Annotated in this window: 17 protein-coding genes; 10 read left to right on the top strand and 7 right to left on the bottom strand. The window is 71.9% G+C overall.

The features are described 5' to 3' along the window. The first annotated feature begins 61 nt into the window (after positions 1-61). Positions 62-2,575 carry a bifunctional FO biosynthesis protein CofGH gene (locus ABZS42_RS09940; RefSeq protein WP_355143578.1) on the top strand — a complete coding sequence of 838 codons (2,514 nt, stop codon included), beginning with the start codon at positions 62-64 and terminating at the stop codon, positions 2,573-2,575. A gap of 1,006 nt (positions 2,576-3,581) precedes the next feature. After that, positions 3,582-3,839 (top strand): WhiB family transcriptional regulator, encoded by a 258-nt coding sequence (locus ABZS42_RS09935; protein WP_007455784.1) that lies wholly within the window; start codon positions 3,582-3,584, stop codon positions 3,837-3,839. 103 nt (positions 3,840-3,942) lie between these two features. Here ABZS42_RS09935 and ABZS42_RS09930 read toward each other — a convergent pair whose 3' ends face one another. Further along, a complete protein-coding gene (locus ABZS42_RS09930; protein ID WP_076471216.1) occupies positions 3,943-4,392 on the bottom strand; it encodes a metallopeptidase family protein in 450 nt (149 codons plus the stop codon). 163 nt (positions 4,393-4,555) lie between these two features. Here ABZS42_RS09930 and ABZS42_RS09925 point away from each other — a divergent pair, with 163 nt between their 5' ends. Next, positions 4,556-4,918, top strand: coding sequence for a DUF3499 domain-containing protein (locus ABZS42_RS09925; protein ID WP_355143576.1), 363 nt, complete (start codon positions 4,556-4,558; stop codon positions 4,916-4,918). 33 nt (positions 4,919-4,951) lie between these two features. Here the strand turns inward: ABZS42_RS09925 and ABZS42_RS09920 are convergent, their stop codons facing one another. Next, a complete protein-coding gene (locus tag ABZS42_RS09920; RefSeq protein ID WP_355143574.1) occupies positions 4,952-5,305 on the bottom strand; it encodes a nitroreductase/quinone reductase family protein in 354 nt (117 codons plus the stop codon). Between the two features lie 281 nt (positions 5,306-5,586). On the opposite strand from ABZS42_RS09920, the gene ABZS42_RS09915 reads away from it, so the two are divergent. Both ABZS42_RS09915 and ABZS42_RS09910 read left to right on the top strand, forming a co-directional pair. Then, complete coding sequence (locus ABZS42_RS09915; RefSeq protein WP_355143572.1) at positions 5,587-8,058, top strand: hypothetical protein; 2,472 nt, start codon at positions 5,587-5,589, stop codon at positions 8,056-8,058. 9 nt (positions 8,059-8,067) lie between these two features. Further along, positions 8,068-8,772, top strand: a complete 705-nt coding sequence (locus ABZS42_RS09910; protein ID WP_355143570.1) for a GNAT family N-acetyltransferase — start codon at positions 8,068-8,070, stop codon at positions 8,770-8,772. A 6-nt stretch (positions 8,773-8,778) separates the two neighbouring features. Here ABZS42_RS09910 and ABZS42_RS09905 read toward each other — a convergent pair whose 3' ends face one another. From ABZS42_RS09905 to ABZS42_RS09895, 3 genes are all read right to left on the bottom strand, one after another. Then, positions 8,779-9,159, bottom strand: coding sequence for a DUF779 domain-containing protein (locus tag ABZS42_RS09905; RefSeq protein ID WP_355143745.1), 381 nt, complete (start codon positions 9,157-9,159; stop codon positions 8,779-8,781). Positions 9,160-9,257: 98 nt separating this feature from the next. After that, positions 9,258-10,763 (bottom strand): aldehyde dehydrogenase, encoded by a 1,506-nt coding sequence (gene adh, locus ABZS42_RS09900; protein WP_355143568.1) that lies wholly within the window; start codon positions 10,761-10,763, stop codon positions 9,258-9,260. A gap of 39 nt (positions 10,764-10,802) precedes the next feature. Next, a complete protein-coding gene (locus tag ABZS42_RS09895) occupies positions 10,803-12,086 on the bottom strand; it encodes a GAF domain-containing protein (protein ID WP_355143566.1) in 1,284 nt (427 codons plus the stop codon). Positions 12,087-12,375: 289 nt separating this feature from the next. Between ABZS42_RS09895 and ABZS42_RS09890 the strand changes: the two genes are divergently transcribed. The 5 genes from ABZS42_RS09890 to ABZS42_RS09870 all read left to right on the top strand — a co-directional run bounded on the left by ABZS42_RS09890 (position 12,376) and on the right by ABZS42_RS09870 (position 18,219). Next, the gene (locus tag ABZS42_RS09890; RefSeq protein ID WP_355143564.1) at positions 12,376-13,041 is read left to right on the top strand and encodes a response regulator transcription factor; all 666 of its coding nucleotides are present in this window, start codon (positions 12,376-12,378) and stop codon (positions 13,039-13,041) included. After that, on the top strand, positions 13,038-14,096 hold the full coding sequence (locus tag ABZS42_RS09885; RefSeq protein ID WP_355143562.1) for a HAMP domain-containing sensor histidine kinase: 1,059 nt from the start codon (positions 13,038-13,040) through the stop codon (positions 14,094-14,096). Before ABZS42_RS09890 ends, ABZS42_RS09885 begins: the two co-directional genes overlap by 4 nt. A 147-nt stretch (positions 14,097-14,243) precedes the next feature. Then, on the top strand, positions 14,244-16,457 hold the full coding sequence (locus ABZS42_RS09880) for a pyridoxal-phosphate dependent enzyme (RefSeq protein WP_355143561.1): 2,214 nt from the start codon (positions 14,244-14,246) through the stop codon (positions 16,455-16,457). Then, on the top strand, positions 16,454-17,587 hold the full coding sequence (locus ABZS42_RS09875; RefSeq protein ID WP_355143560.1) for a D-alanine--D-alanine ligase family protein: 1,134 nt from the start codon (positions 16,454-16,456) through the stop codon (positions 17,585-17,587). Before ABZS42_RS09880 ends, ABZS42_RS09875 begins: the two co-directional genes overlap by 4 nt. Beyond that, entirely contained in the window at positions 17,584-18,219 is a 636-nt protein-coding gene (locus ABZS42_RS09870; protein WP_355143558.1) for a M15 family metallopeptidase, read from the top strand. Before ABZS42_RS09875 ends, ABZS42_RS09870 begins: the two co-directional genes overlap by 4 nt. A gap of 135 nt (positions 18,220-18,354) precedes the next feature. Here ABZS42_RS09870 and ABZS42_RS09865 read toward each other — a convergent pair whose 3' ends face one another. Then, entirely contained in the window at positions 18,355-19,344 is a 990-nt protein-coding gene (locus tag ABZS42_RS09865) for an ABC transporter permease subunit (protein WP_355143556.1), read from the bottom strand. After that, on the bottom strand, positions 19,341-20,228 hold the full coding sequence (locus tag ABZS42_RS09860) for an ABC transporter ATP-binding protein (protein WP_355143554.1): 888 nt from the start codon (positions 20,226-20,228) through the stop codon (positions 19,341-19,343). The genes ABZS42_RS09865 and ABZS42_RS09860 overlap by 4 nt, the downstream gene beginning before the upstream one ends. Between the last annotated feature and the right edge of the window lie 6 nt (positions 20,229-20,234).

Below are 20,234 nucleotides of genomic sequence, written 5' to 3'. Positions count from 1 at the left end.
TCGGGGTGTGGTTGCCCACGAGGGCGGTAAGGCGCTGCCGATCACCGCTTAGGCTGGGCGGATGGTTGATCGCACCGACTCCGCGCCGACCGAGGCGAGTGTGCGCCGGGCGTTGCGCCGCGCCGCCACCGGCCGGGCGCTGGACGTCGACGAGGCGACCGCGCTGCTCGGCGCGCGCGGCGACGCCCTCGACGAGCTGCTCGGCGTTGCCGCCGGGATTCGTGACGCCGGGCTCCGTGACGCCGGCCGGCCCGGGGTCGTCACATACTCCAAGAAGGTCTTCATCCCACTCACCCGGCTGTGCCGGGACCGCTGCCACTACTGCACCTTCGCCACCGTGCCGCACCGCCTCCCGGCGCCCTTCCTCGACCGGGACGAGGTGCTGGCGATCGCCCGGGAGGGCGCGGCGCAGGGCTGCAAGGAGGCGCTGTTCACCCTCGGTGACCGGCCGGAGGAGCGCTGGCCGGCGGCCCGGCGCTGGCTCGACGAGCGCGGCTACGACTCCACATTGGACTACCTGCGTGCCTGCGCGGTGGCGGTGCTGGAGGAGACCGGGCTGCTGCCGCACCTGAACCCCGGCGTGCTCTCCTGGTCCGAGCTGCAACGACTCAAGCCGGTCGCGCCCAGCATGGGCATGATGCTGGAGACGACGGCGACGCGGCTCTGGTCCGAGCCGGGTGGCCCGCACTTCGGGTCGCCGGACAAGGAACCGGCGGTACGGCTGCGGGTGCTCGACGATGCCGGCCGCGTCGGCGTCCCGTTCACGACCGGGATCCTCATCGGTATCGGGGAGACCCACGCCGAACGGGTCGACGCGCTCTTCGCGATCCGCCGCGCACACCGGGAGTACGGCCACCTCCAGGAGGTGATCGTGCAGAACTTCCGCGCCAAGCCGGACACCGCGATGCGCGGCATGCCGGACGCGGAACTGCACGACCTGGCGGCCACCGTGGCGGTGGCCCGGCTGCTGCTCGGCCCGCGGATGCGCATCCAGGCGCCGCCGAACCTGATCGAGGGCGAGTACGACCTGCTGCTGCGCGCCGGCATCGACGACTGGGGTGGGGTCTCCCCGGTGACCCCGGACCACGTCAACCCGGAGCGTCCCTGGCCGCAGCTGGACGAGTTGGCCCGGCGTACGGCCGAGGGCGGGTTCACCCTGCGGGAGCGGCTGACCATCTATCCGGAGTACGTCCGCGCCGGTGATCCGTGGCTGGACCCGCGCCTCCTGGCGCACGTCACCGCGCTGGCCGACGGGGAGAGCGGGTTGGCCGTCGAGGACGCTCGCCCGGTCGGCCGGCCGTGGCAGGAGCCGGAGGAGGTCTTCGGCGGGCGCACCGACCTGCACGTCACGATCGACACGACCGGCCGTACCGGCGACCGTCGCGGCGACTTCGACAACGTCTACGGCGACTGGGCCGAGGTCGCCACGAAGGTGACCGCCGCGCCGGTGCCGGCCGGTGCGGGCGACCACGATCTGCGGGCCGGTCTGCGGCTGGCCGCCGACGATCCGGCGGCCCTGCTGGAGCCGCGGCACACCGACGCCGCGCTGGCGCTGTTCGGCGCCGACGGCCCGGCCCTGGACGAGCTGTGCCGGATCGCCGACGAGGTGCGCCGCGCGGCGGTCGGCGACGACGTCACCTACGTTGTCAACCGCAACATAAACTTCTCCAACGTCTGCTATGTGGGCTGCCGGTTCTGCGCGTTCGCGCAACGCGAGCGGGACGCGGACGCCTACCGCCTCTCGGTCGACCAGGTCGCCGACCGGGCCGAGGAGGCGTGGGCGGCCGGCGCGACCGAGGTCTGCCTGCAGGGCGGTATCGACCCGAAGATGCCCGTGACCGGGTACGCCGACATCGTCCGGGCGATCAAGGCGCGGGTGCCGGAGATGCACGTGCACGCCTTCTCGCCCATGGAGATCGTCACCGCGGCCGCGAAGGCCGGCGTGCCGGTGCGGGAGTGGCTGACGCAACTGCGGGAAGCCGGGCTGGACACCATCCCGGGTACGGCCGCCGAGATCCTCGACGACGAGGTCCGCTGGGTGCTGACCAAGGGCAAGCTGCCCGCGGCCGCCTGGGTGGAGGTGGTCTCCACCGCACACGAGCTGGGCATCCGGTCCAGTTCGACCATGATGTACGGACACGTCGACCACCCGGCGCAGTGGCTCGGCCACTTCCGGGTACTCGCCGGGGTGCAGGACCGTACGAACGGCTTCACCGAGTTCGTGGCGCTGCCCTTCGTGCACACCAACGCCCCGATCTACCTGGCCGGGATCGCCCGGCCCGGTCCGACGTGGCGGGAGAACCGGGTGGTGCACGCGATGGCGCGGCTGCTGCTGCACGGCCGGATCGACAACATCCAGTGCTCCTGGGTGAAGCTCGGCGACGCCGGCACGGTCGCCATGCTCCAGGGCGGCTGCAACGACCTGGGCGGCACCCTCATGGAGGAGACCATCTCCCGGATGGCGGGTTCGGCCAATGGGTCGGCCCGGACGGAGGAGCAGTTGCGGGCGATCGCGGCGGCGGCCGGGCGTCCGGCGCGTCGGCGGAGCACCGCGTACGGCACCGTGGGGTCCTGAGGCCGGACCTTTCCGGGCGTTGTCGGCCCGGTTCGGGCCGGGCCGGGCCGGCGGCGGTGAGCGTGAGAACCGTCGCCGGCGTCCCGGGGCGGCGCCGGCGACGGCTCGCGAGCTCACCGCCGGGAACCGTCGGCCGGCGCGGCCTGTGCCCGTTCGGCTGCTGCCGTGCCGAATGGTCGCTGAGGTATGTCGTGCGATTCCGTGGACCCGTACGGCTGGTCGCCGCGACCGGTGCCCGTGGTTGATCGACAATTGGGTTCCGGTGCGAATTCGGCTGGGTGCGGTCGGGCAACCAGTTGTTCAAGATGCCGAGCGTGTTCGACGTTCGTCGTTGGTCGGGATCGTCTCGCCGGACCGGCCGGACGGCACCTCGTGCGGACCCGGTCGCGCCGGTGTGCGCCGAGCCCTCCACCGTGCCCACGTCGGCACGCGCGCCGGGGGCTCGTACCGTGTATTGGGAATTTCCTCAGCACGAGCTGTCGTCGGGCCGCGGGGGCCGGGCGACCGCTTCGAACAGCCCGAGTCCGGCTCGGACCCATCTTCGTCCACTCTCATCCGTGGCGCCCCGTCCACGATGTGGGCGAGCCGCGATCGTCGGCGGTCGCTCGACGGGCGGTCTGTCGCGAGTCGCGTTAACCTGGTGCCCCACCAAGATCAGCAGTGCTGTCCGGGTGCGCCCCCGTGGCGTTTCGCGACCGCTCCGGCGCGGCCGGCGCCGGTACGCCACGGGGAAAAACTCTGGCAACTCGCCGGAGAGGGCGTTACTCGGCCGGGGTCTGAATCGATAGGGCAGGTTGCGAGGCCGGGTGGTCGGATGGCCGTCCGGGTCATGTCGGGAGGACGACTCCATTATCAAGTTTGGCTTGACGGCGCACGTATTACACACGTGTAATTTGAATGGGGTTGTTCGCGCGGAACGTATCAAACCGGACCGGACGGACACGCACGCCTTTCGCGTGGGGGGTTGCAGCGGCGATGACGCCGGTGCGCGACAAGGAGGCATTTGATGGACGGCCAGCTTGAGGTGGCCGACCTGCTCGGAAACGCGCCGGAGTGGCAGGAGCGGGCGCTGTGCTCGCAGACCGACCCGGAGGCGTTCTTTCCCGAGAAGGGCGGCTCGACCCGTGAGGCGAAGCGGATCTGCTCGCGCTGCGAGGTCAAGACGGAATGCCTCGAATACGCTCTCGGTCACGACGAGCGGTTCGGGATCTGGGGTGGTCTCTCCGAGCGGGAGCGGCGGAAGCTGAAGCGGCGGGCCGCCTGATCGACGCGGAGCCCGGGCGGTGGGGGCCGCCCGGGTCAGGCGTTTGACCAGGGTCTCCGCGCGGGTGAGTCGTGACCGGGTCCGGTGGGGGGGACCGGACCGGTCAGGCCAGCTCGTCCGGATCGACTCCGAGCAGATTCGCCACCTGTTCGATGATCACGTCGTGGACCAGGTCGGCGAGGTCCTCCCGGTCCATCGCCCGGAACTCGAGCGGCCGCCGGTAGAGCACGATCCGGGGCGGCACCTCCTGCCGGCCCGGCCGCCCGGGAAGCAGGCGCGCGAGCGGGACCTCGCCGTCCTCGAGCACGTCGGAGTCGTAGACGTTCAACTCCGGCGGGACGTCCTCCACCGCGAACTCGACCCCGGCCAGCTCCTTCGCGAAGCGCCGCTCCAGCGTCTCGACGGTGTCCAGGACCAGGTCGTCGAAGACCTCGGCCTTCGTCCGGGCCAGCGGTACGGTGGCCGGCACCAGCCGTCCGCGCAGACCACGCCCGTGCCGGTCGCGGTGCGCGCGCCGGCCGGAGCCGGGGCGGCGGTGTTCCGGGCTCGTCATGAGGCAAAGGGTAGCCCCGGGCGACCTCGGCCCGTGGCAGCGCCTCCGTTCGGGCGTGCCGGGGCGGGGCCGACCGCCGAACCCGGGAATTGTGATCACCGCGACGGGCGTGTCGCAACGCGAACCGGTGCGCCGGACCCGGTAATGGAGATACCCTGCCGCCGTGAGGTCACCACGGCGCTGCTCCCGAAACGGCTGCCCCCGGCAAGCGGTCGCCACATTGACCTATGTCTACAACGAGTCGACGGCGGTGGTCGGCCCCCTGGCGGCCTTCGCCGAGCCGCACACGTACGACCTCTGCGAGCCGCACGCCCGCAGCCTGACCGCCCCGCGGGGCTGGGACGTCGTCCGTCACGAAGGCGAGTTCGAGCCGCCCCCGCCCACCACCGACGACCTGGTCGCGCTGGCCGAGGCGGTCCGTGAGGCGGCCCGTCCGGCTCCGCGTCCGCCGGAGGACGACCAGGACAAGCAGTCCCATTCGACCGGCCGCCGAGGTCACCTGCGGGTCATTCCGCCGAGCCTCTGAGGCGGGGCCGGCCGCCGCGTCACCGCCGCTCGGTCAGCCGAGCGGCACCTGCACCGCCACGTCGTGCCTCGGGTAGTAGCTCTCCACCTGCTCCGCGCCGTACTTCTCGCGGAACAGCGACACCACGTGGTCGACCCGATCCGGGTCCTGGATGAGGGTCACCGTCGAGTTCACCGCCGTACCGTTCGCGGCCACCCGGATCACCGGCGTCCGCCGAACGTTCTTGTACCAGTCGCTGTCGGGCCCGGATACCGGCACCAGGAACATGCTCTGCTCCTCCTGCACGAACCAGACAGGGTGGGAGATCTGCCGGCCCGTCCTCCGGCCGGTCACGGTGATCTCGACTTCGCGCTCACGGGCGAACGCGTCCATGGCCTCCATGCTCATGCGAGCCTCCGTCAACGTCGCTGAGCCGCTCCTGCCTGTCAGGCTAGGTACCCGGACGCCCGCCCGGAGCCGGTTTCCGGCAGACCGGTGAGTCGACGCCGGCCGGTCCGTCTGCCGGCCCCGCCCGCCGGTAGGCCAGCTGCGCGGCGCGGGCCGATCATCGGCGGCCGGGCCGAAGCCGTCCGGCAGCGGCACCACCACCTCCCGGACGGGTCGTGATTCCTTGCGACCACCTGGCACAGTGCCCTGTGCGTCGGTGACTCGGAGCGGAGGGCTGCTCGGTGGATATCGCGACGGAGATAGATGCGGAGCACCTCGAGGCGCTCGGCGAGAGCGACCTGCGGCCACTGCGTCGCTGGCTCTCCGGGCGGCTGTGCCGGCCGGGCGGTCTCGCCGTCGAGGAGTTCGACCTGCTGGCGTCGCTCTCCACCTGGGACTCGGCGCGGGTGGAGCAGCCGCAGCTGCGCTCGGCGATCGGACACGCGCTGACGGTGGCCGCACCCCTGCCGGGAGTCGCGCCGGGCCTGCTGCTCTACCTCGAGGCGCTCTTCGAGGAGCACTGGGAAGAGGCGTGGGACATCGAACCGGTGCTGGAGCACATGCGGTTCGTGGGCGAGCGGTGGTCGCGGCTCACGGCACAGGGGCAGGCGGTCGACGCCGCGGTGGCCGGGTTGGTGCTGCAGATGATCGAGCTGCTGGCCGTCGAGATGGTCTGCAACGACGCCGGGTACACCGGCTCCCTTGCCGCCTGGTCGGAGCTGGCCGGACGGGTGGCCGACCGGGCCGAGCGGATGCTGGTGGACGCCGCGTCCTGCCCTCGGTCCCCGTTGTTGTCCTTCCTGATCGAGCAAGCCGATGGCGACGTCCGCTACTACCGCGCACTCTGCCTGGCGACGCGGGCGGTCTTCGACCACTTCACCACCGGCGAGGGCGAGGTGGGCGGCGCGATCCGAGCCCTGCGCGAAGCGGAGGAGAGCATGCCCGACGGCATCGACCGGAGCGAGATGCGGGCGCACCGCTACGCGCTGGAGGCGCTCGCCGCCTCGGTCGAGCAACCCTGGCTCCGGGTGGAGCACGGGCAGGTCGTCTACCTGTACCCCTTCGGCCTGTACGAGGACGTGGCCGCAGACGGAACATCGGCCGGCACGCCACCGAGCGCGGTCAGCCTGCCGAAGGATCTGATCGACACGGCCCGCCGGGCCGCGTACGACTGGACCCTCGCGGGTTGCTCCGTCGGCGAGCACCCGCAGGCGAAGGTGTCGGACGATCTCTCGCTGTGCGACATCTGGAAGGGCGACGACCCGCTCGACCGTCAGTTCCGCGGCATGACCATCACCCTGCCCGACCTGGAGCTCACAGACGTCGACCGGCCGGACGCCGAGCCGCAGGCCCTCACGGTGGAGTTGCGCCTCTCCGAGCTGGGCAATCACTGCCTGCGCATCGGGCTGCAGCTCTCCGGTGCCACCCCGCCGCAGGTGTACGCGGCGATGGTCCGGGTCGCCCCCGAGTCCGGGAACCTCACTCAGCTCGGTACCCCGCTGCGCATGGTCGAGTCGGGACCGGCGGCCCCGCAGTGGCGACGGCTGTCGGACTTCGCCAACCAGGTGATCTTCGATCTAGCCGGGCAGCTCGCCCGGACCATGGACCGGCAGGTTCGGTGCAGCGCTCGTCCGGGCATGTACCACGTGCTGCTCTCCGTCGACCGGGCGAGCGTCGTCTCGCTCTCGACCGGCGCGGTCGAACCCGTCCGTACGGCCGGGGAGCTGCTCTCGGCGTTCGGGGCGCAACCGCTCTGCAACCCCGTACGCGATGGAATCGGCGCCGTGGCGGAGTGGCTGCGCTACCCGGTCGACGCGGCGCGGCTCCCCGTCGTGGACGTGCCCGGCTTCGCCGGTGACCTGCTGATGCGCAGCTGCAACACGACGTTGATGATGACGCCCGGTAGCCCCAGCTACCAGATGCGCTCGCTCGCCGAGACGGCCGAGTTCGTGGCCTCCCTCGAAGGCATGTTCGCCGGCTGGCAGGACCAGCTCGGCGGTTACCACCAGGCCGTGCTCGAACAGTTGGCGGAGATGACCGCACGGCTGGACCGGAGCCGGGCCGAGCCGGACGAGGCCGCGATCTCCTCAGCCGGACACCACCGCGACGTCGAGGGGCTGACCGAGTTGCAGGGGCGGTTGGAGGCCCAGCAGCTTCGGATGCACGCCTTCGTCATGTCGAGCCGTACCGTCCTGATGTTCCTCACCGCACCGTCCCTGGTCACCTCACCGGCGATCCGGGTGACGATCGACCGGCTGCTGGTGGCCGCGCGCTTCGGTGAGCTGCGCGCCGAGTTCGAGGACATGGTCGACAAGGTCCTCGCGGACCGTGCCGGTGCGCTGGTGGAGGCGTCGATGCGTCGTCAGCAGGAATGGGCGCTCGCGGCGGCCCGGGCTGCGCGGGAACGCGAGGAGCGCGAGCTGCGGCTGCGGCTGTCCCGCGAGGACGCGGCGGCGCGGCGGCGCGGCGAACGTGAGCGGATCAACCGCCGCCGGATCGACATCCTGCTGGGCGTGGCCACGGCGGTCGGTCTCTCCGGGGTCATGCAGCTGATCCAGGCGGGTTACGACCTGACCGACCTCTGGGCGTTGTCGCTGGCCATCGGGGTACTGATCACGGCGGCGCTGTTCGGCTTCGCACTGCACTTCATGCTCCGCGACCGGCAGGGGTCGGCGGCGCGTTCAGCGGCCGGTTCGTTGGACGACGCCCGGTAGCGTGACCGGATGAGGATCGAGCGCCTGACCGACGACGCCACTACCGGCCTGTTCTACCGGCAGGTGATAGTGCCCTCGTTCCCCGACGAGCAGCTGGTGACACGGGAGAGCCTCGTCGCCGATCTGCACAGCGGGGTCGGCGAGGTCTTCATCGTCCGTGACGAGGCCGGCACGCTGCTCGGCGGGGCCGTCGGATCCTGGTACGAGGCCCCCAGGGTGATGCTGCTCAGCTACCTCGCCGTGGCCGAGGAGGGCCGGGGCACCGGGGTGGGCACGTTCCTGCTCGGCCACCTCGTCCGCGATTGGGCGCAGCGGTACGACCCGTGCCTGATCGTGGCCGAGGTGGAGCGCCCGGATCGGCACACCGGCAACCCGGCGCACGGCGATCCAGAGGCGCGGCTCCGGTTCTACGCCCGGCTGGGGGCGCGGGCCCTGGACCTGCCGTACTTCCAGCCGGCACTGGAGTCGCAGAAGGCGCGGGTGCACGGCATGTTGTTGCTGCTGCTGCATGCGGCACCCAAGTTTGCCGATGAGCGTGCGCAGAGCGTGGCGGCGGGTCCGCTGCGCGACTTCCTCACCGAATACCTGGTCGCGACGGAACGCGAGGTGGCACAGCAGGACCCGGCCACCAGCGCGCTCTGGCAGGGGCTGGACCGGGCCGGCGGCGTCGCCGTACGGCCCGTCGACCGGTACGAGCAGATCGCCGCCGGCTGACGCGGGTCAAGCGGGGGCATCCGGCCGTTCGACCCCGGCGAGCTGGGAGCGGATCAGGAAGCGGACGCCTTCCGGGGCCTCCAGCGAGAAGCCGCTGCCCCGGCCGGGCACCACGTCCACGGTGAGCCTCGTGTGTTTCCATAGGTCCCACTGCGCGCGGGACATCCAGAACTCCACCGGCTCCGGCACACCGTCGATGTGCAGCGCGGCGAGCATCAGGTCCGAGCCACCGGTGCGGAACTCGCCCGCCGGGTAACACATCGGGGCACTGCCGTCGCAGCAGCCGCCGGACTGGTGGAACATCAGCGGCCCGTGCTGCTCCCGTAGCGACCGGAGCAGCTCCGCCGCGGCCGGCGTCACGGAGACCGGCTCCGCCGGGCGGGGCAGCGAGATCGGCGTCGCCGCCCGAGGAAGTGGAACGGGGCCGGGCGGCGCCGCGGCGCCCGACCGACCGGGAACCGCGGCGCCCGACGGGTCGCTGCCCATCAGAAGAAGCCGAGCTTCTTCGGCGAGTAGCTGACCAGCAGGTTCTTGGTCTGCTGGTAGTGCTCCAGCATCATCTTGTGGTTCTCGCGGCCGATGCCGGACTGCTTGTACCCGCCGAACGCCGCGTGCGCCGGGTACGCGTGGTAGCAGTTGGTCCACACCCGTCCGGCCTGGATCGACCGTCCGGCCCGGTAGGCGGTGTTGATGTCCCGGGTCCAGACGCCGGCGCCCAGCCCGTACAGGGTGTCGTTGGCGATCTTCACGGCTTCGTCGAGGTCGGCGAAGGAGGTCACCGAGACCACCGGACCGAAGATCTCCTCCTGGAAGATCCGCATCGAGTTGTCGCCCTCGAAGATGGTCGGCTCCACGTAGTACCCGCCGGACAGCTCACCGCCCAGGTCGGCCCGCGCCCCGCCGGTCAGCACCTTCGCGCCCTCCTGCCGGCCGATGTCCAGGTAGGACAGGATCTTCTCCAGCTGGTCGTTCGACGCCTGCGCCCCGATCATCGTCTCGGTGTCCAGCGGGTGCCCCTGCTTCACCGCCCTGGTCCGCTCCACCGCCGCCGCCAGGAAGTCCGAGTAGTGGCCCTGCTGGATCAGCGCCCGCGACGGGCAGGTGCAGACCTCACCCTGGTTGAGCGCGAACATGGTGAAGCCCTCCAGCGCCTTGTCCAGGAAGTCGTCGGACGCGGCGCTGACATCGTCGAAGAAGATGTTCGGGCTCTTGCCGCCCAGCTCGAGCGTTACCGGCTTGATGTTCTCGCTGGCGTACTGCATGATCAGCCGCCCGGTGGTGGTCTCGCCGGTGAACGCCACCTTCGCCACCCGCGCCGACGAGGCGAGCGGCTTGCCCGCCTCGACACCGAAGCCGTTGACCACGTTGACGACGCCGGGCGGCAGCAGGTCGGCCACCAGCGAGAGCCAGTGGTGGATCGACGCCGGGGTCTGCTCGGCCGGCTTGAGCACCACGGCGTTGCCGGCGGCGAGAGCCGGGGCGAGCTTCCAGGTGGCCATCAGCAGCGGGAAGTTCCACGGGATGATCTGCCCGACGACACCGAGCGGTTCGTGGAAGTGGTACGCGACCGTGTCGTCGTCCAGCTCGCCGACGCTTCCCTCCTGCGCCCGGATCGCCCCGGCGAAGTAACGGAAGTGGTCGATGGCGAGCGGAATGTCCGCGGCCAGCGTCTCGCGTACCGGCTTGCCGTTCTCCCAGGTCTCGGCGATCGCCAACGACTCGAGGTTCTCCTCCATCCGGTCGGCGATCCGGTTGAGGATGCGGGCCCGCTCGGCCACGGACGTGCGGCCCCACGCGTCGGCGGCGCCGTGCGCCGCGTCGAGGGCCTTCTCGACGTCCTCGCCGGTGCCCCGGGCGACCTCGCAGAAGGCCTCGCCGGTCACGGGGGTGGGGTTCTCGAAGTACCTTCCGCCGTGCGGCTTGACGTACTCGCCGCCGATGAAGTGGTCGTAGCGGGACTGCCAGTGGGTGGGCGCGTCGTAGCGCGTCATGGTTACCTCCGCCGTCGAGGTGCGGTGACGGGGGCGACGCTAGTTGCCGGAACGTTGCAACCACGTTGCGCGCGGCAGGCCGTACTCCCGGGCGAGCTGGTGGATGCGGGCGACCGCGAGCGATCGGCGCGGCGCGCCCGGCGGCAGCGTCCGCGCCAGCGCCTGCCAGGCGGCCAGGTCGTCGGTGCCGGCGGGCGTCGCGGTCCAGGCCGCGAGCAGCGCCGGGTCCGCGGTGGCGAGCACGGCCGCCCGGAGCTGGCCGTCGATGAACCGGCGCAGGCGGGCCACTCCCGGCGCGTCGGAGGCGGGCAGCAGCGGACCTGTGTACGCGTCGAGCGCGCCGGCCGGGTCGCCCCGGTCGAGCAGGGCGGTGACGGAGCGGAAATCCGCGCGTACGGTGCCGCGCAGCCGGTACGGGCGGGAGTCGAGCAGTTCCGGGCCGAGTGCGCGGCGCAGCCGGGACAGCTCGGCGCGCACGGTCACCGGATGCAGCCGGTCGTCGCCGTACAGGTCGAGGCCGAGTTGCTCCCCGGACCGCCCCTCCGGGTGCTCGAGCAGCAGCACGAGCAGTTCGCTGTGCCGGCGTCCGAGCCGGACCCGCCGCCTGTCCACCCGTAGCTCCGCCTCGTCCCGGCCGAGCGCCAGGACAGTCGCCACACCCGGCTCCAACGGTCGATCCGCGGCGAGTTCCGCCTCGGCGGCGCGGGCGGTGGCTCGTACCAGCGCCAGGCTCTGCGGGTTGGCCAGGTGGTCGCCGCCGGTGATGTCGACCGCGCCGAGCAGCCGCCCGGTGCGCGGATCGTGGATCGGCGCGGCGGCGCACGTCCAGCGCTGCACCCGGCGGCTGAAGTGCTCGGTGGCGAAGATCTGCACGCTGTGATCGACGGCCAGCGCGGTGCCGGGGGCGTTCGTGCCCGCGTGCGCCTCGTCCCATCGGGCACCGGGAACGAAGTTCATCGCCTCGGCGCGCCGGAGCACCCCCGGATGGCCCTCGACCCAGAGCAGTCGTCCGTGCGCGTCGCAGATCGCCATGAGGTGCGCGCCGTCGAAGGCGATGCCGCCGAGGAGGTCCCGGAAGAGCGGCAGCACCCGGGCCAGCGGGTGGGCGGCGCGGTAGTCGACCAGCGCGTCGTCGGTGAGGTCGACCGGCGCGGTGGCCTCCGGGTCGAGCAGGGCCGATCGCTGCCAGGACCGCCGGACCACGTCGCGGACCCGGTCGGGGGCCGCGCCGACGGTGAGGAACGCCTCGTGCGCGGCGGCGACCTGCGCGATCCGCTCCGCGGGATCGGCGCCGAGTTCCAGGGCGAGCCACGGGTCAGCCACCGGCGACCTCCTTGCGCCCATGGTGACCCAGGTCACCCCCGCCCGCCAAGGGTGCGATCGACGGAGTCGGAGCGGGGCCTCGGCGTGATCCGGTTCACTCCGTGGCGTCGGCGAGCGCGCGGAGCCAAGACGGATCGCCCCATACTCGTACGCACGAGGCAGCGCCGGTGGGTGCTCGCTTGTCCCTGCCTCCGGGGCGTGGACGATTGCTCAGGCGGGTGTTTACGAAACCCTTATCTCCTGCTTGAGAGCGTATGCCGGACAACGAAGGATCACGGGAGCGGCAAGCGTGCGGGTGCTGGTGGCGGATGACGAGCGGTTGTTGGCGGACATGATCGCCGAGGGGCTGCGCCGCGTCTCCATGGCGGTCGACGTCTGCTACGACGGCGACGGGGCGTTGGAGCGGATCGCTGTGAACCGGTACGACGTGGCCGTGCTCGACCGCGACATGCCCGGGCGGACCGGCGACGAGGTGTGCCGCAGCCTGGCCGGATCGGACGCCGGCACCCGGGTGCTGATGCTCACCGCGGCCGCCGGCATCCGGGACCGGGTGGAGGGCCTCGGCCTGGGCGCCGACGACTACCTGACCAAGCCGTTCGCGTTCGCCGAGCTCGTCGCCCGGGTGCAGGCGCTCGGCCGCCGGTCCGCACCGGCCGTGCCGCCGGTGCTCGAGCAGTACGACATGGCGCTGGACGTCGCCCGGCACACGGTCACCCGCGACGGACGTCCGGTCAGCCTCAGCCCCAAGGAGTTCGCCGTCCTGCACGTGCTGATGCGTGCGAACGGTCGGGTCGTCAGCGCCGAGGAGCTGCTGGAGCAGGCGTGGGACGAGTTCGCCGACCCGTTCACCAACGCGGTGCGGGTGACGGTGATGACCCTGCGCAAGAAGCTCGGGCAGCCGGCGGTCATCCACACGGTGCCCCGGGCCGGTTACCGCATCGGCAGGCCGGAGTGAGTCCGCGCCGCCGCGTCGTGCTCGTGGGCGTGCTCGCGCTGCTCGCCGGGCTGTTCCTGCCCGGCCTCGGCAAATGGGTGCTGGGCATGCTGTGGCTGCCCGCGGAGGAGATCTGCGGTCTGCCGGTCCCCGGACTGCGGGCGGCGTGCGATCCGGCGCGCCAGCTCGACTACGCGATCCCGCAACTGATCGAACTCGTCCTCGCGGTGGTCGCGGTGGTCGGGGTCTGGGGTGCCGCGGTCTGGTGCCTGCGGCCGGTGCGCGACCTCGCCGACCCGATCGCGCACGTCGGTCCGCAGAACCTCGGCTACCGGATCCGGCGGCGCGGCCGAGACGAACTCGCCCAGCTCTCCCAGGCGATCGACCAGATGATGGAGCGTATCGCCGCCGGGTACGACGGCCAGCGACGGTTCGCCGCGAACGCCTCGCACGAGCTGCGTACACCGCTGGCGGTCCAGCGGACCCTGATCGAGGTCGGCATGGCTCAGGCGCTGACCGGCGAGCAGCTCGAATTGCTGACCGCCCAGCTGTTGCAGACCAACGAGCGAAACGAGAGGCTCATCGAGGGGCTGCTCGCGCTCAGCGAGAGCGATCAGGGACTCCGCTCCTCGACCCCGCAGCCGCTGCACGAGATCACCCGCGCGGTCCTGGCCGCGTACCAGGATCGGGCGACGGCGGCCGGGGTGACCGTGGAGAGCCAGCTCGCACCGCGGGTCGTGATGGGGGAGCGGGTGCTGCTGGAACGCCTGGTGACCAACCTTGTGGAGAACGCGATCAAGTACAACCGGCCCGGCGGTCGGCTCGCTGTCACGGTCGGGCGGACACCGGCACTGACCGTGGCCAACACCGGGCAGATCGTGCCGGCGGAGGCTGTCGCCGGACTGTTCGAGCCTTTCCGGCGGCTGGCTCGGGACCGGACCAACCAGAGCGGTGGCGCTGGACTGGGGCTCGCCATCGCCCGCTCGATCACCCAGGCACACGACGGCATCATCGCCGCCCGGCCGCTCGACGGCGGCGGCCTGCGTGTCGACGTCCAACTACCCGTACCGCACTAGATCGGCAGCGCCGCCGACCAGAGACCGAACCGATCGGCCCCGGGATCCGTGTGTACGCGGATCGCCGACTCCGGCCTGCCCGGCAACGCAGGCGGCCCGCGCTCGCGGCCCGCCGGCACCGCCCGGAGCCGGAGAGGAAAGGACGTTGTGACCAACGCAACCGAGACGTCGACCGCGCCCGCGGTGCCAACGAGGGCGGGGCGCGAGGCGTGGGCCGACGTGGCCAAAGGCACCTGCATCATCCTCGTGGTGCTCTGGCACGTGGTGGTGAAGGACTACCTCCAGATCGGCTGGCGGGTCGGCATTCCGGTGCCGGGAGCGTGGGGCCTGCTCGGTGAGCAGTTGCTGCCGCTGCGGATGCCGCTCTTCTTCACCATCTCCGGGATCTTCGCGGCCAACGCGGTCAACCGGTCGTGGCGGACCACCGCCCGCCCCCGGATCGCCGGCAACCTCTACCTGTACGCGATCTGGCTGCTGGTGCACACCGCCCTGCTGGCGCTCTCACCGGGCTTCCCGACCGACCGGGCCACCAGTTTCGGCGGACTGCTGGCCCAGCTCACCATCACGCCGTCCAACCTCTGGTACCTGTACGCGCTGGCGCTCTACTTCGTGGTGGCCAAGGCCCTGCGCCGGGTCCACCCGGCGGTGCTGCTCGGAGTCTCGGGCGTGCTGTCGGCCGTCGCCGCCGCAGGGCTGCTGGACACACCCGGCAATCGGGGCGGCGTGTACCAGAACCTCGTGTTCTTCCTCGCCGGCGTGCACCTGCGGCCGTACCTGACGCGCTGGGCGGCGACCGCGAGCCGTCGACGCCTGCTCTGGACCGCCGCGGTGTACGTGGCCGCGCTGGCCTTCATGGGGCTGGCCGCCGCCGAGCAGTGGTTCGGCGTCTGGCCGGTCGTCTCGGTCACCGCGGTGGCGTTCGGCATCACGGCGGCGGCTATTGTCGCCCAGCGGGCGCGGGCAGCCGGCACGATGCTCGCGACGCTGGGGCGCCAGACGTTGCCGGTCTACGTGATTCACATGCCGGTGCTCGCTCTGCTGCACCGGCTCCTCGCCGGGCCGATCGCAGAGCTGAACGGGCCGGGACGGGAACTGCTGGTGGCCGGATATCCGGTCCTGGTGACCGCGGCGGTGCTGGCGCTGAGCCTGGCCATCCACCGCGGACTGCTGGCGGTCGGCGCGTGGTGGATGTTCCAGCTGCCACCGCGTACCGGCCGGAAGCGCAACCGTGAAGGAGAGATCATGTCGCGCACAGAACGGCCGACCGAGGTGCCAGCTGCAGCTTCGGCGCCGGAAACGGTACCGATCCGGGCCGTACCCGACCGGGCCCGGGTGCAGGAGGCGGCCTGGTGGCTGACCGGCCGCGTGGTGCGTACGCCGGTGCTCAACTCTCCGGCCATCGACCGGCTCGCCGGGGTCCGGATCCTGATGAAGGCGGAGAACCTCCAGACCGGCGGCTCGTACAAGATGCGTGGCGCGATGCTGGCCGTGGGCCGGCTCGCCGCGGCCGGATACACCGGCGTGGTGGCCCAGAGCACCGGCAACCACGGGGTGGCCGTGGCGCTCGCGGCAGGTCGGCACGGGCTGGCGGCGACGGTCGTGCTCCCGGTCGACGCGCCGGCGACCAAGGTGGCCCGGGCGCGGGCGGCGGGAGCGAACATCGTCTTCGCGGGCAGCACCCTGGAGGAGCGGATCGCGACCGCCCGCCAGATCAGCGAAGCCCAGGGTCACCCACTGATCGACGCGTACGACCACCCGGACGTCATCGCCGGGCAGGGCAGCGCGAGCCTGGAACTGATCGAGGACGCGGAGCGCGCCGGCACGCCACTGGACGCGCTGGTGGTGCCGGTCGGCGGTGGCGGCGGCGTGGCCGGTGCCTGCCTGGCCGCCTCGGGCACCCCGATCGAGGTGTACGGGGTGGAGCCGGTGGGCTGCGACTCCCTGGCCCACAGCCTCATGGCGGGCCGGCCGACGGCGGTGTCACCGGCCTCGACGATCGCGGACGGTCTTCGCCCCACCTGCGTTGGTGAGCTACCCTTCGCCGTCGCGCGGGACGCCATCCGAGGCGTCGTACGAGTCAACGACGACCAGATCGCCGAGGCGTTCCAGATGCTCCTGATGGAGCTGAAGGTGCTCATCGAGCCGTCCGGCGCGGCCGGGCTCGCCGGTGCGCTGCGGCTGGCGGCGGACCTCGGCGAAGCGGTCAACCGGCCTGACGCCGTGCAGAGCGGCCAGGGGCGAGAGCGGTACCGCACGGTCGGCGTGGTGCTGACCGGTGGAAATGTCGAAGCGGAGCTGGTCGCCCGGTTGGCGACCCGGCAGTTCGCCGACCTGGCGACTATGGAAGGGGTGGCGGCATGAGCACGCCTGTCCGGATCGGAATTCTGTTCGGTGGCCCGTCCGCCGAGCACGAGGTGTCCTGCGCCTCCGCGCTCGGCGTCGCCCGGGCCCTGGCCGACGCCGGCCACCAGGTGTTCGCCATCGGCGTGACCCGTACCGGCGGTTTCCGGCTCGTGCCGGACGCCACGCTGGCGGAGCTGCGCGCGGCCGTCGGAACCGGGCTGGCCATCGAAGACCGGCTTACGGTGACCGGGCCGGTGGTGGAGCTGCGTGCCGGTGACCGGGCGGGCACGCTCGCGGTGACCGCGGCCGACGCCCCCGGCACCGTCGCGGCCGAGCTGGACGTGGTGTTCCCGGTCCTGCACGGCCCGTACGGCGAGGACGGCGTGGTGCAGGGGCTGCTGGAGTCCCTCGGCGTGCCGTACGTCGGGTGCGGCATCCTCGCCTCCGCGATCGGTATGGACAAGGTCGCCATGAAGCGTGCGCTGCGGGCCGAGGGCGTGCCGGTCACCCCGCAGGCGTCGTTCGACGCGCAGACCTACCGGACCGTGGACGACCCGGAGAAGCTGGTGCTGGGGCTGCGCCGGCCGCTGTTCGTGAAGCCCGCGCGGATGGGGTCCTCCATCGGCATCTCCCGGGTGGCCGAGGGGGACGACCTGGCGGCCGCCATCGAGGAGGCACTGAAGCACGACAACGTCGTCGTGGTCGAGCAGGGCGTGACCGGCCGGGAGCTGGAGGCCGGTGTGCTCGGCGGCTGGCGTCCCGAAGCCTCGGCGGTCGGCGAGGTCCAGGTGAAGGGCGGCTGGTTCGACTACCAGCAGAAGTACTTCGGTGACAGCGACCCGATGATCGTTCCGGCATCGCTGCCGGAGGAGGTCACCGAGCGGATCCGGGAACTCTCCGTACGGGCGTTCGCGGCGATCGGCGGCTGGGGCCTGGCCCGGGTCGACTTCCTCTACGACGAGGCGAACGGTGACCTGTACGTCAACGAGCTGAACACGCTGCCGGGCTTCACCGCGCACTCGATGTACCCGAAGGTGTGGGCGGCGTCCGGCGTCAGCTACCAGGACCTCGTGGACCGCCTGGTCCAGCTGGCCTTCGTCCGGCACGCCGAGCGGCCGGCGAGCGCGCGTTTGGAAGAGCCGCGATGATCCTGCTCTCCGATCCGCGCGTGGCCGCGGTGCGGAGCGAGGACGACGGCGACGAACTGGTCGACCTGCGTGAGGTGCCGGAACTGCGGCTCGACGTCCGCGCCGCCGATGCCGCCGGGTCGTACGCCCGGGTGCGGCGCGGCGTCGCGGACCGGCTGCTCGCCGCGCAGCGTGCCCTCCCGGTGGGCCTGCGCCTGCTGGTCATCGAGGGTTACCGGCCGTACCAGGCACAGCTGGAGATCTTCACCGGCTACCGGGACGAGCTGCGCCGGCGGTACCCCGAGTGGTCGCCGGAGCGGCTACACGTGGAGACCACCAAGTTCGTCTCCCCGGTCGAGGTGGCGCCGCACAGCACCGGCGGGGCCGTCGACCTGACCCTCTGCGACGCGGACGGTATCGAGCTGGACATGGGCACGGTCGTCGACGCCACCCCGGAGGCGAGCGCGAACGCCTGCTTCACCGCGGCCGAGAACATCCCGGCGGCGGCGCGGCGGAACCGGGAGATCCTGGTGGCCGCGCTCAGCGGGGCGGGAATGGTGAACTATCCGACGGAGTGGTGGCACTGGTCGTACGGGGACCGCTACTGGGCCCTGATGACTGATGCCCCACACACCCGGTACGGCCCGTTGTGATTCCGGCGCGCCGCTGAACGTCTCGCCCGCCGGTGCTGAACTGACCGGGCCGGCGGGAACGCCGTGGCGGCCACCCCGCGAGGGGGCCGCCACGACGTTCCCGTCCGCTCGCATCCCGCCGCCGGTCGGGGCGGTCTAGGCGACACGGCGGATCCGTCGCACGGCGAGGTAGAGCAGCACGGCGGCCAGCGCGACGAAGATGCCGGACTCGATGCCCTGGAACAGCCAGAACCGGTCGGCCGGCTGGTAGAGCTGCCAGTTGTAGGCGCCCTCGCCGAACTCGGCGATGGGTGGGCACTTCCCGCCCGCAGGGCCCGTGGCGGCCGAGCACGCGGCCTGGGCATCGGACAGCACCATCCTGCCGCCGGCGTTCCGGATGCCCTTCTCGAGGATCCAGTCGCCCAGTGCGCCACCCGGCTCCCCGATCGTGCCCTGGATCGGGATGGCCCGGGTCTCCGGCGGCAGGTAGTGCGGCCTGGCCAGGACGGTCAGCAGGATCCGCAGGCCGACGAACCCGCCGAGCGTCACCGCCATCGCGGGCATCATCCTCGGCCAGAAGACCCCGGCGCAGACACCCAGGGCGATCGCGAAGAGGGTGTACCCGATCGGGGCGACCCCCTGCATGTCGAAGAAGAAGACGTCGAAACGGCTCTGTTGCGCGGCCCCGGTCAGCGGCGTGGCCCACCAGGACATGCCGAGCCCGTAGACCACGGCGACCACCACCGCGACGATCGCGACGAACCCGAACTTCACCAGCGCCCACTGCCGACGGCCGACACCCTGTGTCCAGGCGAACCGGTGGGTGCCCTGCTCGACCTCGCGGGCGACGAGCGGCGCTCCCCAGAACAGCCCGACGATCAGCGGCAGGACGAGGAAGAGCACGCCGATCAGGGACATCGAGCTGAACTGGTCGGCGAACTGGCTCAGGGCCCGGCTGCACGACCGGGCGCGCTCCGGGTCCGGCTGGACGGCGTTCAACACCCGTAGGCACTCGGCCAGGCCCTTGTCGGCGTACGAGGCACGCATCATCAGCCCGGTCGGGATCATGAGGGCGGCGAGCACGACCAGGCCCACCAGGGTGAACAACGCCTGCCGGCGGTGCTGGCGCCAGGTCAGCCAGATCATGCGGGCACCTCCCAATCGGTGCGGGCGACGGTCGTCTCGCCATCGGCGAGGTAGGCGAGGATCACGTCCTCCAGCGTCACGTCGTGCACCGTCCACTCCGGATCGACGACGCCGTCGACCCGGGCCAGCAGGGTGGACTGACGTTCCGTGTGCCGTGCCCGTACCACTGTGCCGACCCCGGCGATCGACTCACCGACGTGCCGCGGCCCCACCAGCTGCCGGTGTGCGTCGACCAGGTCGTCGACCGCGCCGGCGAGCCGGACCCGGGAGGAGTGCAGGACGACCAGGTGGTCGCAGGCGCGTTCCAGGTCGGCGAGCAGGTGGGAGGAGAGCAGCACCGTCGTTCCGGAGTCGGTGACGCTGCCCATCAGCGACTGGAGGAACTCGCGGCGGGCGAGTGGGTCGAGGCTGGCGACCGGTTCGTCCAGCAGCAGCAGCCGCGGCCGCTTGGCCAGGGCGAGTGCGAGCGCGACCTGCGCGCGTTGGCCGCCGGAGAGCCTGCCGACCGGCAGCTTCGGCGGGATGCCGAGCTGGGCAAGCCGTTCCCGGGCCAACGCGGCGTCCCAGCGCACGTTCATCCGGCCGCCGAGTTGCACCAGCTCCGCCGCGGTGAAGTCGCGGTAGAGCGGGGTGTCCTGCGCGACGAAGCCGATGTCGGGCAGGGCGGCGGGGTTGTCGTACGGCGAACGACCGAAGATCCGCACCTCACCCGCGTCAGGCCGGAGCAGGCCGACGGCGAGGTGCAGGAGAGTGCTCTTGCCGGCGCCGTTGGGGCCGACGAGGCCGACGATCCGACCGGCCGGCAGGCGGAACGAGCAGTCCTGCAACGCCCACCGTCTTCCGTATCGCTTGCCGAGCTGCTCGGTCTCCAGTGCGATGTCCATGTGCTC

The organism is Micromonospora sp. NPDC005367 (assembly GCF_040606825.1).
In the GTDB taxonomy this organism is placed as follows: domain Bacteria; phylum Actinomycetota; class Actinomycetes; order Mycobacteriales; family Micromonosporaceae; genus Micromonospora.
Note: the sequence above shows the minus strand (reverse complement) of the source record. Positions and strands in the feature narration are given on the sequence as shown.

Bases quoted from the DNA above. Each gene is read 5' to 3' on its own strand.
- ABZS42_RS09920 (WP_355143574.1), bottom strand. From the start codon at position 5,305: ATGAGCATGGAGGCCATGGACGCGTTCGCCCGTGAGCGCGAAGTCGAG.
- ABZS42_RS09935 (WP_007455784.1), top strand. From the start codon at position 3,582: ATGGACGGCCAGCTTGAGGTGGCCGACCTGCTCGGAAACGCGCCGGAG.
- ABZS42_RS09860 (WP_355143554.1), bottom strand. From the start codon at position 20,228: ATGGACATCGCACTGGAGACCGAGCAGCTCGGCAAGCGATACGGAAGA.
- ABZS42_RS09865 (WP_355143556.1), bottom strand. From the start codon at position 19,344: ATGATCTGGCTGACCTGGCGCCAGCACCGCCGGCAGGCGTTGTTCACC.
- ABZS42_RS09910 (WP_355143570.1), top strand. From the start codon at position 8,068: ATGAGGATCGAGCGCCTGACCGACGACGCCACTACCGGCCTGTTCTAC.
- adh (WP_355143568.1), bottom strand. From the start codon at position 10,763: ATGACGCGCTACGACGCGCCCACCCACTGGCAGTCCCGCTACGACCAC.
- ABZS42_RS09875 (WP_355143560.1), top strand. From the start codon at position 16,454: ATGAGCACGCCTGTCCGGATCGGAATTCTGTTCGGTGGCCCGTCCGCC.
- ABZS42_RS09940 (WP_355143578.1), top strand. From the start codon at position 62: ATGGTTGATCGCACCGACTCCGCGCCGACCGAGGCGAGTGTGCGCCGG.
- ABZS42_RS09930 (WP_076471216.1), bottom strand. From the start codon at position 4,392: ATGACGAGCCCGGAACACCGCCGCCCCGGCTCCGGCCGGCGCGCGCAC.
- ABZS42_RS09870 (WP_355143558.1), top strand. From the start codon at position 17,584: ATGATCCTGCTCTCCGATCCGCGCGTGGCCGCGGTGCGGAGCGAGGAC.